General features: G+C 35.7%; 14 protein-coding genes. 13 read left to right on the top strand and 1 reads right to left on the bottom strand.

What is annotated here, in order from left to right; all coding sequences use genetic code 11:
- Positions 1 to 627: 627 nt before the first annotated feature.
- The 5 genes from B5D46_RS07635 to B5D46_RS07655 all read left to right on the top strand — a co-directional run bounded on the left by B5D46_RS07635 (position 628) and on the right by B5D46_RS07655 (position 4,720).
- Positions 628 to 1,851 (top strand): ABC-three component system protein, encoded by a 1,224-nt coding sequence (locus B5D46_RS07635; protein ID WP_078928953.1) that lies wholly within the window; start codon positions 628 to 630, stop codon positions 1,849 to 1,851.
- On the top strand, positions 1,838 to 2,494 hold the full coding sequence (locus tag B5D46_RS07640; RefSeq protein WP_078928954.1) for an ABC-three component system middle component 1: 657 nt from the start codon (positions 1,838 to 1,840) through the stop codon (positions 2,492 to 2,494). The genes B5D46_RS07635 and B5D46_RS07640 overlap by 14 nt, the downstream gene beginning before the upstream one ends.
- Positions 2,475 to 3,290 (top strand): ATP-binding protein, encoded by an 816-nt coding sequence (locus B5D46_RS07645; RefSeq protein ID WP_078928955.1) that lies wholly within the window; start codon positions 2,475 to 2,477, stop codon positions 3,288 to 3,290. The genes B5D46_RS07640 and B5D46_RS07645 overlap by 20 nt, the downstream gene beginning before the upstream one ends.
- Before the next feature lie 104 nt (positions 3,291 to 3,394).
- Positions 3,395 to 3,784: a hypothetical protein gene (locus tag B5D46_RS07650; RefSeq protein ID WP_143675632.1), complete on the top strand. Its 390-nt coding sequence runs from the start codon at positions 3,395 to 3,397 to the stop codon at positions 3,782 to 3,784.
- Between the two features lie 231 nt (positions 3,785 to 4,015).
- On the top strand, positions 4,016 to 4,720 hold the full coding sequence (locus tag B5D46_RS07655) for a hypothetical protein (RefSeq protein ID WP_143675633.1): 705 nt from the start codon (positions 4,016 to 4,018) through the stop codon (positions 4,718 to 4,720).
- A 454-nt stretch (positions 4,721 to 5,174) separates the two neighbouring features.
- On the opposite strand, the gene B5D46_RS07660 is transcribed toward B5D46_RS07655, so the two are convergent.
- Complete coding sequence (locus B5D46_RS07660) at positions 5,175 to 7,190, bottom strand: hypothetical protein (RefSeq protein ID WP_078928958.1); 2,016 nt, start codon at positions 7,188 to 7,190, stop codon at positions 5,175 to 5,177.
- A gap of 186 nt (positions 7,191 to 7,376) precedes the next feature.
- On the opposite strand from B5D46_RS07660, the gene B5D46_RS07665 reads away from it, so the two are divergent.
- From B5D46_RS07665 to B5D46_RS07705, 8 genes are all read left to right on the top strand, one after another.
- Complete coding sequence (locus B5D46_RS07665; RefSeq protein WP_078928959.1) at positions 7,377 to 8,432, top strand: methionine ABC transporter ATP-binding protein; 1,056 nt, start codon at positions 7,377 to 7,379, stop codon at positions 8,430 to 8,432.
- Complete coding sequence (locus tag B5D46_RS07670; RefSeq protein ID WP_078928960.1) at positions 8,425 to 9,114, top strand: methionine ABC transporter permease; 690 nt, start codon at positions 8,425 to 8,427, stop codon at positions 9,112 to 9,114. Before B5D46_RS07665 ends, B5D46_RS07670 begins: the two co-directional genes overlap by 8 nt.
- 558 nt (positions 9,115 to 9,672) lie before the next feature.
- Positions 9,673 to 11,022 (top strand): ATP-binding protein, encoded by a 1,350-nt coding sequence (locus B5D46_RS07675; protein WP_078928961.1) that lies wholly within the window; start codon positions 9,673 to 9,675, stop codon positions 11,020 to 11,022.
- A gap of 185 nt (positions 11,023 to 11,207) precedes the next feature.
- Positions 11,208 to 12,002, top strand: a complete 795-nt coding sequence (locus tag B5D46_RS07680) for a MetQ/NlpA family ABC transporter substrate-binding protein (protein WP_078928962.1) — start codon at positions 11,208 to 11,210, stop codon at positions 12,000 to 12,002.
- Positions 12,003 to 12,137: 135 nt separating this feature from the next.
- Positions 12,138 to 13,973, top strand: a complete 1,836-nt coding sequence (gene uvrC, locus B5D46_RS07685; RefSeq protein WP_078928963.1) for an excinuclease ABC subunit UvrC — start codon at positions 12,138 to 12,140, stop codon at positions 13,971 to 13,973.
- Between the two features lie 331 nt (positions 13,974 to 14,304).
- A complete protein-coding gene (locus B5D46_RS07695; RefSeq protein ID WP_078928964.1) occupies positions 14,305 to 15,501 on the top strand; it encodes an AAA family ATPase in 1,197 nt (398 codons plus the stop codon).
- Positions 15,501 to 15,980: a hypothetical protein gene (locus tag B5D46_RS07700; RefSeq protein ID WP_078928965.1), complete on the top strand. Its 480-nt coding sequence runs from the start codon at positions 15,501 to 15,503 to the stop codon at positions 15,978 to 15,980. Before B5D46_RS07695 ends, B5D46_RS07700 begins: the two co-directional genes overlap by 1 nt.
- A 110-nt stretch (positions 15,981 to 16,090) precedes the next feature.
- Positions 16,091 to 16,301, top strand: a 211-nt coding sequence (locus B5D46_RS07705; RefSeq protein ID WP_143675634.1) for a transposase family protein, incomplete at its 3' end; no start/stop codon positions are given.

The following is a 16,301-nucleotide window of genomic DNA, read 5'->3' on the forward strand; positions in this document are numbered from 1 at the left end:
AGACTAACACCGGACTGGTAGGAAAAAAGGAGAAGCTTATTCACGAGTCTGCGTCTATTGGTATCAGCAACGACCTTTTATACGACAGTTTTTAAATGATCCGGCGGTTCCGCCAGATACGAATATCGTGTAACTGGCTATAAGACCGATTACGGTATTCAGAAAAAATTCTAACTGGAATGCAACAATATCTTACATGGAAGATCTATGTATGCTGTACAGTGTTTATATGACAGCTAAGAAAAACGGCATCAGCGATGTTTATGTCTGGCTTTGAACTTATTGTAGAGATTTATATGAATTCTGTCTGGAAAAGCAGAGGACAGCTTGTATAAAGGAAGGCAAGTCCTTCACAAAGAAAATCCTTGTCTGGGATATGGTCTCATTATCAACAGGTTTGATTTCAGTAAATATCAGCTAATGAAAAGATAAACATATCAATTCAACAAACGCGTTTGTTGAAAATCCCGAAAAACTAAACCGAGTCCAGGAAACGCGTTCGTTGGTATGGAGTATCTGTTCACTTCTGTTTAACTTTAAAGTTAAACAAAACAGTAATTGGAACTTACGATATAATTGATATAAAAATGAAATAGAGAATAAATGTATAGGTGTTGAAATATTTTTATGTCTCAAACTCAAGTAAAGGCATTCGGGAATAACAAAACTCCAACCAAAACGATACTACACACGGCTATAGCGTCATGGAACGGATTTATTTATCAGGGAATGTGCGCTTTATATGTAGCATTGGATATTCTTTATCACGGGGATGATAGCCATAAAGAATGGATGCTGGGGCTTGAAAGTTATGAGGATTTTGCAATATTGGACAATACTGGTCAAATTCAGTCTTTTCACCAGTGCAAGTGCTACAGAAATTCAAAGGACTTCACAGATGAGTTTGAGAAGATGGAAAGTAAGAGGAAATACTGGAATAGTGAAGGAAAGTGCGCGAATGATGCTCATCTATATTTTCATTGTAATTTAAACTTGAATTATTCCAACGGTGTAAGTGCATATAAATATCACAATGGAATGTTTTTAGCTTCGCCGAAAGACATTTATCTTTTGGTAAATGAGATGGTTCAATCAATTATGAACGCACAGAATATACCTGGGTCTCATGAGGCGAAAACAGAGCGTTTGATATCTTTGATTTGTACTCACGTGTCAAGTTTACATCAGTTGTTAATTGAATCTCCTGCAGAAACTAATAGTTTTAATAGTGTGTGTGCTCATCCTGTTAAATTACAAAAACTGATGGATCTAATTACAAATACAACGGTCCCATTGAATAAAAAAGAAAAAGCGTTTTGTTATCTCTACTATTTTGAACTATATCTTAACGAATGTATGACATTTACTCAGCATGTTAACGATGGTAGGTTAAATAGTTTTATAGATGTGTTGCAGACAATGGATTCGGATAACATTTTGAACTTAATACAGCGCATAAATCCTGACGTAAATGTAAATGACAGTAATGCAGAACGAGAACTTGAAGCAAGCGCTAGACCTAATAATTTTTATCAGGTTATGACAGACACTTTGGAGGAAATCAATTTACAAAAGATGATGTGGCAGCGTAAAGGTGTGCTTTATTCTCCAACAACTCTTGGTCAGGATATGGGAACAGCCCGACAGTGTGCAAAAATAGTTAGCAATGATAATATCTCGTCTCTACTTTGGGACTGTAACTGGCTTGTAGGTAATGTGAAAGAGTCTGTGGAAGATGTGCGAGAGGAATCAAATAAGATAACGACAATGTCCATTGACTATAGCAAGTTTACAAAGCCAGAAAAACTTGGATTGATTACTATTAAAGACTTTAACGATGGAAAGTATTAAAAAAATTATTTTTACAGAGTTCCTTAACTACGATTATGAAATCATCCTTAACCAGGGAACTATATTTGTTTTTAAACACAAGGTATTTGATGATTTTTGGGCTGTGTGTTATGAAAAATTTGATCTTAGTCTACAACATGATATGTATGAAACAGTGATTAAGGTCATTGCTGATCTTTACCCATGTGCAAAGAAAAACACCTCATTATTAGTTTTATCAGACTTAAATAAGGAGTACCTCTCCACTGACGAGATAGTTGAGTTGGAGAAAGATCCTTTTTTCTTTAAGAAATATGTACTGCCATATAGTGAAGAACTGAGCCAAAAATTGCAGTATTTGTTAATAAGTCATAATGCAAAATCTATATCCGATCTGATAATGTTGCAGGAATCTTTTAATGCACTTATCGAAGAGATTGACTATGGTATGTATCATTTGCTTTATTGCATTGCTCATAAGTTGCCTTTTATTCCTATTAAGGCTGAACAAAAGACTATGCAACAAAGAGATCTGTTTTTATCAGACAGTGATGAAATATCGGCATTGAATGAAGTATTGTCAATAAATGGTAATGTTCAGTCAGTATATGAGCAGCTGAAATTAAAGATAGAGCAAGAGTGTTATGAGCAACATAAAGATTAATTGGATATACTTGCAGAACTTTAAAGGATTCATTCACTTGAATCTTCAGTTTGACTGCAGTCATTCTGTTATCCTAGGAGGACCTAACGGATATGGTAAGACGACGGTTTTTGATGCTCTAGAAATTCTGTTTACAGGCAAGATTCGAAGAATGGATAGTTATGTATCGTTACATAATAACTCCACAAGGATGGATCAAGATGAGCAGAAACCTCTTGTTTATAGCTCTAAGTCGAACCTAGCCGTTATTGTGAGAGCAGGTATTCAGTCTGGAGATCGGGAAATTATTCTGGAACGTCATGCTGATGTTTACGAGATGCGAAATCCGGTCGATTTCACTCCTTTTAATCGGCTGTATCTAAGTGAGAACGGTCCTGATGCAATTCATGAGATTTCACCTGATACCTTGCGTAAATTTGGTATAGAAGATTTAGCGAAGAATTATGATTTTCTTTACTATCTGAGTCAGGAGGAAACTGTTTCATTCCTTAAAATGAAAGAGTCTGAACGTTCTCGTCTAGTACAGCAACTATTTGATACATCTCGCTATGAAGATTCGATACAAAGACTTGGTGACGCCATAACTCAGTGTTCAAAACTGTCTTCTGAGCATATACAAAAGAAGAATTCTGTCGATGAAGAAATAAAAAAACTGACTTCTTCAGTAGTAGGAGTACAGAATACTCATAGTCAGTATATCTCTCTTTCTCCTGATAAGTCTTTGCTGTGGGATTGTGAGACTCCTAACTTTAGCCATGAGGACTTTAATCTGTGGCTGTCTGATGATGGTGTATAGATGGAATGTTGTATTTCTGTCAAAACAAGGTTGCTTTTAAACAGAATAATCTGAACAAATTCTTGAGAAGATTGTTGCAAGGAGATTTTATTAAGCAGATAGTCGTGTATTTCCAATACAAAGGCTCCACAATTCTGAGTGAATATAAGCAGTATCTGAGGATTAGAACTCTGTTTGAACAACTTCGTTTAGAGAATATCGGAACTTTTACTGTAAATCTACCTCAAAATCTGATTGCTGATAATGTTATTGACGCTAACGTTTTGAAAGTCTTAGAGGCTGAGCGAGTTAGTCTGATTAGTGTCTATAATGCGACAACTGAACTGGAAAATTTAAAGCGTGAGATAGTTCAACGGCGTGAAGAATTGGCAATAATTGTTGCGCATAATCAGGATAAGTTACAAACAGAACATTGTCCGCTCTGCGGAGCCAGATATGATGACTGTTCAGAGCTAGTTAAGCATATAGAGTCATACGGTACACAACTGTCTTAAAGCCTTGATAACATTACTCATAACCTTTTGAATCAGTTTGAAAAATACAGACATGAGTTTGTTTTGCAAGTGATAGATCCTTGCGAAGTATTTTATGCCTCAAAAGGAATGAATGATGAATTGGTGTCATTCTTCGACAGTATTAATATTAATCAGGTATTGAAAGATGCTGAATTAGTAGAGCGCATTTTAGGAAGGCCTATTGTGTATGCTCGACCTACGGAAGAATTGTTGACAGAATTAGTTAGAGAACTGTCTGCGAAAATAATACCTATTGACGCAAGAGTGAATGTGGGATGGCTTGAACAAATATATAACAGCTATCTGAAAGATCTTAACTGGACTAGTCTGACTGAAGAGCAAGTTAAAGCTAAACGAGACTATCTGAGAATGATCTGGAACAAGAAGGTATCAGAACTATTGAAGACAAAACTTGATGCAAGTGCTAGATTACAAGACTGCATTAAGCACTGCAGTCAGCGTTATAATTTGTATAAGAAAACTAAAAAAGCTCTGCAGAGCCAGCGTGACAAATATATTGATGAAATTATTTCAGACATGAAGATATTATTCTATATTTATTCTGGTCGAATTATGCAGGACTGCCATTATGGTCGAGGCTTACTGATTAAACCTAATTTTCCAAAGAAGCGAATACTGTTCGTATCTGGTAGCTATAAGAGCGATGTGGATGCTCTTTACAACATGAGTAGTGGTCAGTTAGTGTCGCTTTCGATAGCTTTTCTTCTTACTCTGAATAAGTTGTATGCTCGTAGTCCAATGATTGCCATTGATGACCCTGTACAGACTATTGATGATATCAATCTATGGGGACTAATTGAGACACTTCGTCACGATTTTAATCAACACTTCTTGTTGCTCTCTACCCATGAACAGGACTACAGTCAATTGCTGAGGGATAAGTTCCTTAAGTGAGGAATAAATTCAAGACTGATAGATATGAGATCCATTAGAAGGAATAGCGATGAACAATAATATTAAAATAAGCCATAATAAGATGGCAATATTTGGTATATGGTGCCAACACGATCGGTTCATTATCTCAAATCTGTTGAATCCTGATTTTTACAAATATGGCAGATGATTCCGCTCACTACAGTTATGAGATAAGAACAGCTTAATTAACCAGAAGTTTCATGCTTCAGTAAAACAGTTTGTTTATTTTTTGAAGCTGTGAATGTCATTACTTCTGTAAAGCCGCGAATGTCTTGGCTTCAGTGACTCAGCGAATGTATTTGCTTCTTGAAGCTGTGAATGACATTGATTTGAATGCACAAGACCATATTTAAAGGAGACTTTTTTATCTCTGCAAAAGAGAAAGTCTCCTTATCTCAAAACTAAATCAATCAGCCGAATCTTATAAAACTCTTTATAAAACTCTCAACAAACTCTCAGCTATAAAATTAAATGACTGTGTCGCAAACAGCAGATCAAGCATCAGAAGAATCATCGTAATCAGCTGCACACTGCATACAACCTCAATACTTGCATTGATTCCCTTTGCATAAATGTACTGACCTAAAACCAGTCTTGTAAATGCACAGATACCAATCATGGACAGGGCAATCTGCCATTCAACAATCATGAATGTTACAGCAACACAGAATACCAGTGACATTAATAGTCCTGTAAGTCCTAATGAACCATATGAGCTTACAGGATCGTCATTCTCGCCATAATTGATTGAGGTTGCACATAAGGCAGAGAGCATCACTACAACACCGAATCCAAAGCAGAAGGATAAATCTGGCTTTAGAACTGAAATGTAGTACTCAAAGCATGCAGTAAAGATTGCTGCTGTAATAATAACAATTACAGCCTTTACATAAGTATCTGACTTTCTCTGTGAGAATTCACTTAAAAGTTTACCTATGCCTCTGAATCCATCACATCCAACCAGCAGCAGATATACAACCAGTACCAGCTGAGCACATAGTAAAGGATTTGTATAATCCTCAAGAATCAGAGCAAACAGACTGCAGATAAAGCCAATTCCAAAATATGGTATTGGCATAAAGCCTGGTTTTGAAGGACCTATCCACTGCAGTGCTGAGCGGGCAAAAACCACTCCAAGATTGGTGTAGTTAAAGAAGGATGCAAACAGCTGTCTTATGAACAGGAAGAAATATACTCCACCTGAGATATTTCTGTTATCAGCACCATTTAAAAGAGCTGCATCTTCTGTTTTATTAAAGGTAAATCCATTAGCAGTTTCTGTATTTACACTGGTATCCTTTACATTGGCAAAGATAGATTTATTCAGTGTCTTCTGGATGTTTTTCTGCTCATAATCAGCTGTCTCTTTAAAGCGAGGCAGATCGTCAATAGAGTTAAGTTTCTCCTGAAGGTTACTCTCAGCGATTTTCTGTGCAGCACTTTCATTTAAAGTAGCTTTGTTTTCCTGTGCCAGCTCCTGCTGCTTTTTTCTCTGAGCATTCAGTCTGTCGCCTTCAGCGCCAGGGGTGATATAGATTGGCCCCTCATCATCCTTCTTATCAAATACCTTTGGTCTGGCACCTGGGGTTATGTATATGGAATCAGAATCGTCACTTACCTGAGCTTTCTTTGTATCCTTACGACTTAGAACAGTATTCAAAGAATCCTGATTTGAATCTGTAGTACTGTCTGCAACATCACGTTTATTTGCCTTTCTGTTTAAAGGTGCACCAGGGGCAATATAAGGAGAATCCTCTTCAGTCTCTGCACTCTTATCAGTATTTTCAAGTGCTGATAGAACTTCACTTTCATCCTTATCATCAGAGGTTCTGATAATTGTATTCTGAGTTGCAAACAGGGGGGCCTTATTCAGATCACGATTGTCATCACCGGTTGCCTTATTGTCAAAGAGCTTGGCATTCTCCTCGGCCTTGATTTCTTCAGGAGTCTTTTTCTTTTTAACCAGAGGCTCACCTGGGGCTATATATAGATGATCCTTATTTCTGCCTTCCTCATTCAGATAGGATTCATCAGATTTGTATTTGTAGTAGTTGTTTGAAATATCATCATAATTATCAACCTTATTCTGCTTTGAATCAGCCTGATTATATGATGAGCCGTTAACTGAATCTAATCCCTGATTATTACTTCCATTCATAAATCCTGTCAGGGGATTATCTGAATTAAACTGTCCGTTATTTAAACTGTTATTTAGATTGTTTATAGAACCATCAGGAGAATTTACAGGAGTGTTATTCTGATATGCTGAAAAGGAACTGGTACCAAAACTTGGTTCATTATTTCTGAAATTATGGCTGACGCTCTTGTTCTGTCTGCCGTTTCCTCTGTTTGTTTTGATATTGCTTCTAATCTTTGTAAAAAGCGAAGCCTTTGCTTTTGCTTCTGAACTGTCACTTGATTTATCACGAGTAAACAAGCTAAATCCCATTTTTTTTATCCGTATGTCTAATATATTAAGAATGAATTTATAATGTCATATCGTATAATAACACCACAATTGTGGTTATAAAAAGGTCTTTTTAATACAAAATTCCGAATTTTTATTAAATAAAAGAGAATGTTGTAATAAAATAACAAACCTTATACACGTTTTTTAGCTAAAAACTTTTCAATAATGATTAAATTAGAAAATATACATAAAATCTATGAGTTAGATCATGGAAAAACTCTTCACGCCTTAAAAGGTATTGATCTTCAGATCAACAAGGGCGAGATTTTCGGTGTGATTGGTCTTTCTGGAGCTGGCAAATCTACTCTTATCCGTATCATCAATATGCTTGAGCTTCCTACTGATGGCAAGGTAATCATTGATGGTGAGGATATCACTTCCTATCGCGAAGCAAAATTAAGAAAAGTCCGTCAGTCAATCGGCATGATTTTCCAGCAGTTCAATCTTTTATCATCAAAGACTGTTTTTGAGAATGTCGCTTTCCCTTTAGAACTTGATCAGACTCTATCTAAAGATGAGATTAAAAATAGAGTTCATGAGCTTTTAAAGATGGTTGAGCTTGATGATAAGGCTGATGTATATCCTGCTCAGTTATCCGGTGGTCAGAAGCAGCGTGTGGGTATTGCCCGTGCTCTTGCAACCAATCCTAAGATTCTTCTGTGTGATGAGGCTACATCAGCTTTAGATCCTAAGACTACAAGTTCAATCCTAAAGCTTCTGACAACCTTACGTGACAAGCTGAATCTTACCATTGTGATTATTACCCATCAGCTTGAGGTGATTAAAGAGTGCTGTGACCGAGTTGCCGTAATTGACGGTGGTCTTATCAGTGAGATGGGAAATACCATTGATCTCTTTGCAAATCCTCAGAAGGATTTAACCAAACGTCTTGTAAGTGCTGTAGTAAGAAAGGATCTTAATGATCTGCTTGAATACACTAAGCTTGATGACACTTATTCAGAAGGCTCAAGAGCCTGGTTTGAGCTTCTGTTCCTAGGTGACAAGGCGGAAGATCCTGTTATCGTTGAGGTTGCAAAAGAGCTTAATGTTAACATCAGTATTCTGGCTGGACAGATTAACCATATTCAGAATAAGCCATTAGGCATTCTTATTGTTGCTGTCAAAGGCGATGAAGCACTAATCCAGAAGGCAAAGGAAGAGCTTGAGAAACGGGTATATCACGTACAGCTTTTAGGTTATGAGGTAGAGAATAATGAATAGCTTTTTACTTTCTTTAGGTTTATCTACCTATAATGCCAAGATCATTCAGCTGCTTTTTGATGGCTCTGTTGATACCATCTACATGGTACTTTTATCTACAGCAGTTTCTATTATTTTCGGTGTTCCTCTTGGAGTTATCCTGCTTGTAACCTCAAAAGGCTATTTCTGGGAGAACCGTCCATTCTATTCAGTATTGGGAACCGTAGTTAACGCTCTGCGTTCTGTTCCTTTTATTATTCTGATGGTGGCAATTATCCCTATTACCAAGCTGATTGTTGGAACAAGTATCGGTACAACTGCAGCGATTGTTCCTCTGACCATATCAACTATTCCTTTTTTAGGAAGACTTGTTGAAACTTCACTTAGAACTGTTCCTTACGGTCTTATTGAAGCCGCTCAGTCCATGGGAGCAAGTCCATTCAGAATCATAAGAAAGGTTTTACTGCCAGAGGCTCTACCTGAACTGATTCAGAACTTTACCTTAACTGTAATTGTAATTATCGGCTGTTCTGCTATGGCTGGAACCATTGGCGGCGGTGGTCTTGGTGATATTGCTATCCGCTATGGCTATCAGCGCTTCCAGCTTCCAATTATGATTATGACTGTAATCATCCTGGTGCTGATGGTTCAGTTAACTCAGTTCATTGGTGATTACCTGACTAAGAAGGTTGATCACAGATAGCTCTGTTCTATTAAGTCTTACTAAGATAGAGCCCAGAATATCATGTTTTAAGACATGGTTATCTGGGCTTTTTTATTGTTTAATATTTTTTCTGAGAGCAAGTAATCCTCCTTCATTAATGTTTGTCACGATTGTTATATAAGTATCGTGACAATTTAATAATTGTGAGAACATACTTTGCGCTTTGCCGGCAATTTCTTTATTAAGTACTTTGCTCTTTATCTAGACAGAAGAACCAAATTTTGTTCATAAAAGGCATAAGTATGCAGTTTTAGAAAGAGTGTCCACTTTTGAAAAAGAAATGCAATAAAAAGTTTTTTTCATGTCTACTTTTCTTAACTACTACAAAGTATTTAGAATTTTGTGAAAATTTTGTTTAAAAATATAAGAATTATGTGAAAATTAAGTTTAAATGTTTAAGAATTATGTGAAAAAATAAATTTAAAACTTAAGAATTTTGTGAAAAATTAATCTTAATAATTAAGAATTATGTGAATATATAATTAAAATTATTCTATAATATAAATAGATAATTTATATTTGTTGGTCTTGATTAAAATGTATCGCAAAATAATAGATAAACTTGTAAAGTGGCATGAGCAATCTGACAAAAAAGCACTTCTTGTAACTGGTGCTAGGCAGATTGGAAAAACGTACATCATTAGAGAATTTGCCAAAAAATACTACAGTAAGTTTGTTGAGATCAATTTTCTAACCCAGCATTCTGCTAAAGATATCTTTTCAGGAGATCTTGATTTCAATACTCTTCAGCTGACTCTATCTTCTTATCTGAAAACCACTCTTGTAAAAGGAAAGACTCTGATTTTTCTTGATGAAATCCAGGAATGTCCTAATGCCAGAACTGCTATAAAATTTCTTGTTGAAAACGGCTCATATGACATTATCGAATCCGGATCCTTACTAGGTGTTCAGTATAAGAATGTTCCTTCATATCCGGTGGGCTTTGAGCAGGTTCTTCATATGTATCCAATGGATTTTGAGGAGTTCTGTATTGCAAATGGAGTATTGCAGGATACCTTTGATTATCTTCATGACTGCTACTCCAATAAAAGAGAAGTATCCTTGGCAATCCATCAGAAAATGCTTAATCTGTTTAAGTATTACACTATTGTCGGTGGTATGCCTCTGGTTGTGAAAAGGTTTGTTGAAACAAATGACCTTTATAAAGTAATTGATACTCAAAAGGATATTGTCAGTCTATACCGTCAGGATGTTAATAAATATTCTAAGGATGGTCAGGCTAAGATTAAGAATATCTTTGATACGATTCCATCTCGTCTTGAAGATAAGAATCGCCGATTTACAGTTAATTCCATAAATTCAAATGCCAGATTGCGTGATTATATGGATTCTTTTCTATGGCTTAAGGATGCAGGTGTAGCTCTCCCTTCATTTAATCTATCTGAGCCTGTAATTCCTTTACAGCTTAATGAAAAGAATAATCTGTTTAAACTGTATTTAAGTGATACCGGGCTTTTATGTTCAATGTCACTTGAGAATATTCAGTTTGCAATATTAACAGATAATTTAAAGATTAATGCCGGAGGTATTTTTGAGAATGTTTTTGCTCAGAGTCTTAAATCAAATGGTTTTGAGCTTAGATATTTGAATCGTAAAAATATTGGTGAAGTTGATTTTATCGTCCAGAATTACGATAAGGTTATACCTTTGGAGATTAAATCAGGGAATGACTATAAGAAACATTCTGCGTTAAATAATCTTTTAAACAATGAAGCCTGGCATTTAGCTCACGGATATGTATTCTGCAGAGGTAATCTTGAGGAAGAGGGGAAGGTTACATATCTTCCATGGTATATGATTATGTTTTTTAAACAGGAAAAGCCTGATTTAAATTCAGTTCCAAAACTTGATCTGTCTGGATTATAGAATCAATATCAGCTTACTTTTTAATTTAAAACATCGGAAAACAAAAGTTATAGCTTTTTCTTATATCTCACTATTCTTAAATAGTATTACGAATTTCTTGTAATTAAAGGAAAAAAATCGCATATTATAACCAACAGCTCTTAATGAGCATAAGGTAAGAATAATTTTTTTGGAGTTATAACAAAATGAATAAATTAAATAAATTATTAGGAGCAACCGCTGCATTAGCTTTTGCTGTTTCTTCTTTCTCTGCTAATGCAAATGAGACCGTCAGTGTTGGCGCAACTCCAGTACCTCATGTAGAGATTTTAGAGGTTGTTAAGCCAATTCTTGCTAAACAGGGCGTTGATTTAAAGATTGTTGAATTCAACGATTACGTTCAGCCAAATCTATCTGTTTCTGATGGTCAGCTAGATACCAATTATTTCCAGCACCGTCCATATCTTGAGTCTTTCATCAAGGATAGAGGTTCAGACTTAGTTGAGGTTGGTGGTGTTCACATTGAGCCTATGGGCTTATATTCTCACAAGATTAAGAAACTTGATGAATTAAAGGAAGGCTCAACTGTTGCTATTCCAAACGATCCAACCAACGGTGCACGTGCTCTGCTTCTTTTACAGTCAGCAGGTTTAATTGAGCTTGAAGATCCTTCAAATATCACTGCAACCGTACTTGATATCAAGACAAATTCAAAGAATCTTAACTTCAAGGAGCTTGAGGCTGCTCAGTTACCTCGCTCACTAGATGATGTTGATGCAGCAGTAATCAATACCAACTTTGCTATCAGCGCAAATTTAAATCCTCTAAAGGATTCAATTATCATTGAGAAGTCAGACTCTCCATATGTAAATGTTCTGGTTGCAAACTCCAAGTCAGCTCAGAAGGAAGGTGTTAAGGCTCTGGTTAAGGCTCTTCAGAGCAAGGAAGTTAAGGACTTCATCGAGAAAAAGTACAACGGTGCTGTTGTAGCTGCTTTCTAAGGATAGACAGTTAAAATAAACTTTAATCAATAACGATTGTCGTTCGATAAAATTACTCAAAAGCCTTTCAGATCATAGATTTGAAAGGTTTTTTAATTTAAAATTAGGAAAAGTCTTTATTCTGAACAGTAGTTTATGCCTGATATTATTTTTGATTATAAAAGTTTTTTAAAGACAGTTCCTAACCGTCCTGGTTCCTACCGTATGTATTCTGATGAGAATACTGTTATTTATGTAGGAAAGGCAAAAGACCTTAAAAAAAGACTGTCGTCATATTTTCTGAAGGAAATCAATCTTAAAACCAGAGCTCTTATTGAGCATATTCATCATATTGAATTTACGGTTACCTTTTCTGAGGCAGAAGCTTTTATTCTTGAAAACAACCTCATTAAAAAGTATCAGCCTCACTACAACATTCTTCTGAGAGATGACAAATCCTATCCATATCTGGTGCTCTCAAAAGGTAAGCATCCCGGACTCTACTATTATCGAGGCAGAAAGAAGATTGACTGTGAGTACTTCGGTCCATATCCGGATGTTTCTGCTGCCAAGGATAGTTTAAAGCTTTTACAGAAGCTCTTTCCTATAAGACAGTGTGCCGATACTGTTTATTCTCACCGCTCAAGACCCTGTCTTATGGCTCAGATAGGAAAGTGTCTTGCTCCATGTGTTCCTATGAGCGAGGCTGCTTATAAGAACTACATGCAGCAGGTTGATTATGTCCGTATGTTTCTAAAAGGACAGAATCAGGATGTTCTAAATGATATTTCTTCAAAAATGGAACAGCATGCTGCTAATCTTGAGTTTGAAGATGCAGCAAAGCTTCGTGATCAGCTTTTATCATTAAGACGTGTTCAGGAGTCTCAGTCAGTATCAGGTGATCTGATGTTTGATATGGATGTGATAGGACATGATGAGGAGCAGGATTTATGCTGCAATCATGTTTTATTCATCAGAAAGGGCAGAATTATTGGAACACGTTCCTATTATTCTCAGTGTAATCTTACCGACGATAACGATGCTCTTAGTGCCTTTGTAAGTCAGTTCTATTTATCTGATATGCGAGCAGGCATGTATCCTAAAGAGATTATTACAGATACACCTGTTGCAGATGATAAATCTCTTTGTGAGGCAATAAAAAAGATATCAGGTAAAGATGTTGTTTTTCTGTCTAATGTCCGTTCAGAGAGGGCAAAGTATTTAAAGCTGGCCAGAGAGAATGCCAGGGCCTCACTTACAGCTAAGCTTGCAGATAAGTCTACGGCAAAACGTCGAATTGATGATCTTGAGAAACTGATTGGTCTTCAGGGAATCGAGCATATGGAGTGCTACGATATTTCGCACACCATGGGCGAGAATACAGTTGCAAGCTGTGTATCCTTTAACCGTGAAGGACCTGACAGCGCCAATTACAGGCGATTCAATATTGAATGTATCACTCCTGGTGATGATTTTGCCGCCATGCATCAGGTTTTAACCAGACGCTTTAAAGATCCTACTGAAGGTATTATTCCTGATGTTGTCTTTATTGATGGTGGTCGAGGTCAGTTAAAACAGGCTGAAGAGGTTATAGGAGATATCTTCTCAAAGGTCAAAGTTAAGCCCCCTTTAATTGTAGCTGTAGCAAAAGGCGAGGGCAGAAAGGAAGGTCTGGAGACTCTGATTCGCGGCTATACCAGAGAAGAGATTCATTTATCCCTATCTGATCCGGCCCTGCAGATTGTGCTGCACATTCGAGATGAGTCTCACCGTTTTGCTATAACAGGACACAGACACAAACGACAGAAAGCCAGAAGTCATAGTGTACTTGAGAATATACAGGGAATAGGACCTAAGCGCAGACAGGCATTACTAAAAAATCTTGGAGGAATTCGAGAGGTTATGAATGCCAGTGTTGAGGAGTTAAAGAAAGTTCCTGGAATCTCTGAGAGTATGGCTCAGATGATATATGATGAACTGCACTCTTTATAATCGGTAAACAAATCATTATGTAGCTAATTACTCATCTTCCGTTTATGAAATGACTTCTTTTTTGTTTCTGACTGTTGCTTCCATCTGAGTGATAGATTTTCTTAAGCTATCCAAGTTCTCTTTTGAATAAAAAGGATCTAATGAGAGCTCAAATGGGATTTTCTTTTCTCGACAGACCTTCCTTGCAAAAATAGTGAATGCTATTGATAGCAACTTTCCTATTTCTTCCATATGCTTTATATATACATTTACATTTTGTTTATGTTCGCTATAATTTATAATAAAACAAAAAATCTGTTTTAATCTACAGCGTAATGATACAAGGATAGAGATGAAAATATTCAATATAAGATTTGGAAAGAATTATTTATTTCCAAATGGATTTTTTATTGATTTTTGTACGGATGATGGAGTCAGAAGCAATGCTGGTAAACCAGAATTCTATATGCCTGCATTCAAAATAATACCTGCTTTATACTCTCAGGTTATCATCGGAGTTGTAGGATTAAATGCCACAGGAAAGACTACAATTCTGGATGCTATTAGTCTTATCATGAGTATATTAATAGGTGATCAGAAGTTAAATGAAAGCAATGTAAGAACAAGACTGGATAAGTTTTTCTTATTCGATAGTTCCTCTACATTGGATTTTTGTGTTGAATTTCAGAATAACTCAAAAGTTTATAGATTAGAATCAACTGTCGAATATACTTCAGATTTATATTCTTATAAGCAGGAAAAGCTAAGCATAACAACAACTTCACAATATAAAAAGAATAAATATTTTTCAGAAGTTAGAACAAGAGATATTGAGAAAGCAGGTAATCATTATCTGAAGGATGACGTAAGTATTGTCTCTGCAGTTAATAAATGCAATGAAACATATAGTTCAAATCTTCCTTTTGTTAATTCAAATGTTCCTGCATGGTTGGGAACAGCCCCAAATGAATTGGTTAAGTGTTTTGATTCGAGCATCAAGACTATCACTATGTTTAAGAATAGCGTATCTAATGCTTTAGAGGTTTCTGTAACATTTAACAGAAAGGCCGGAAACAAACGTCATTCGAATGAGTCAACGAATCAGAATAAAAAAATACCAATTGACAGCATACTATCTTCAGGAACTATAAAAGGAATAACAATGCTGCCTTCTATTATTGAGGTTCTTAAAAATGGAGGCTATTTCATTGCAGATGAATTAGAGAATCATTTTAATAAAAAAATAATAGAGTTTATTCTTGGGTTATTTAACGATAAAAGAACTAATCCTAAAGGGGCCTGTTTAATTTTTTCAACTCATTATCCTGAGCTTTTAGATTTTCTTTCTAGAAAAGACAATATCTATATAACTACAAGGAATAATGACGATCTTCAGCTCACAAGATTATCAGACTGCAAAGAAGTTCCTAGAAATGATATTTCAAAGAGCAGGATTATTCTGTCAAATATAATAAAAGGAACTGCTCCAAAGAAAATTGATTTGGATAATGCAAAAAGACATATTTCATCTTTAGTTGGTGGTATGTAATGACTGTTTTATCTGAATATTCCTATATGTATATTGTTTGCGAAGGTACTAATGAGGAAGAAGTAATAAACTGGATATTAGAAAATAACTATTTTGTTATTGATTCTCTTAAGGTTAATACTGACTATTCCAGAGCCAGATCGAAAAAAAGTAGTGAAGAGATGGTTCATGAAATTACACAGTACGACTATGACGGCAAGGTTGCTGTTTTATATGTTCATGACAGCGCAAAAGAAAAATGGCATGGATTAATAAATAGAGCCTGTAATAATGAACTGCTTAATAGTCATATTGATGTTATTGATATCATTACAGCTCCTGAAATAGAGGTTCTATATATTTATTCAAATGATGAGCTACTAAAAAAATGGAACAAAGGTTCTAAAGTCAAACCTTCAATTTTCTGTAAGCAGTATTTGAAATGTAACGATATAAAAAACAAAGGCAAGTTTTTAGAAAAATTTCCGGTTCTTCAGTAAAACTGTGGCTTATGAAAAACTTCTAGTGAATATTATCAAATAAATTAAACAAAAAAGGGCGTTTTCTCTTAAGATAAAAAAGCACAACAACACTTAAGAAGGAAACGCCCATGTCTTGTATTGTATCTGATTTTTTATCTAAAAACTTCTTTCCTGGCTTCAAGATTACAAATATTTCTTTTTCTGAAGTGTCTGACAGGGATATTACTATTGAGCTTGAACCAGCAGAACCTCCAGTCTGTCCACACTGTGGAAGCCATAACGTTGTTGTTCACGAATACAGAGAGAGAGTCATCAAAGATGAAAAGCTGCTAGGCTGTT

Origin of the sequence: Succinivibrio dextrinosolvens DSM 3072, assembly GCF_900167015.1 — a bacterium.
GTDB classification, from domain to species: Bacteria; Pseudomonadota; Gammaproteobacteria; order Enterobacterales; family Succinivibrionaceae; genus Succinivibrio; species Succinivibrio dextrinosolvens.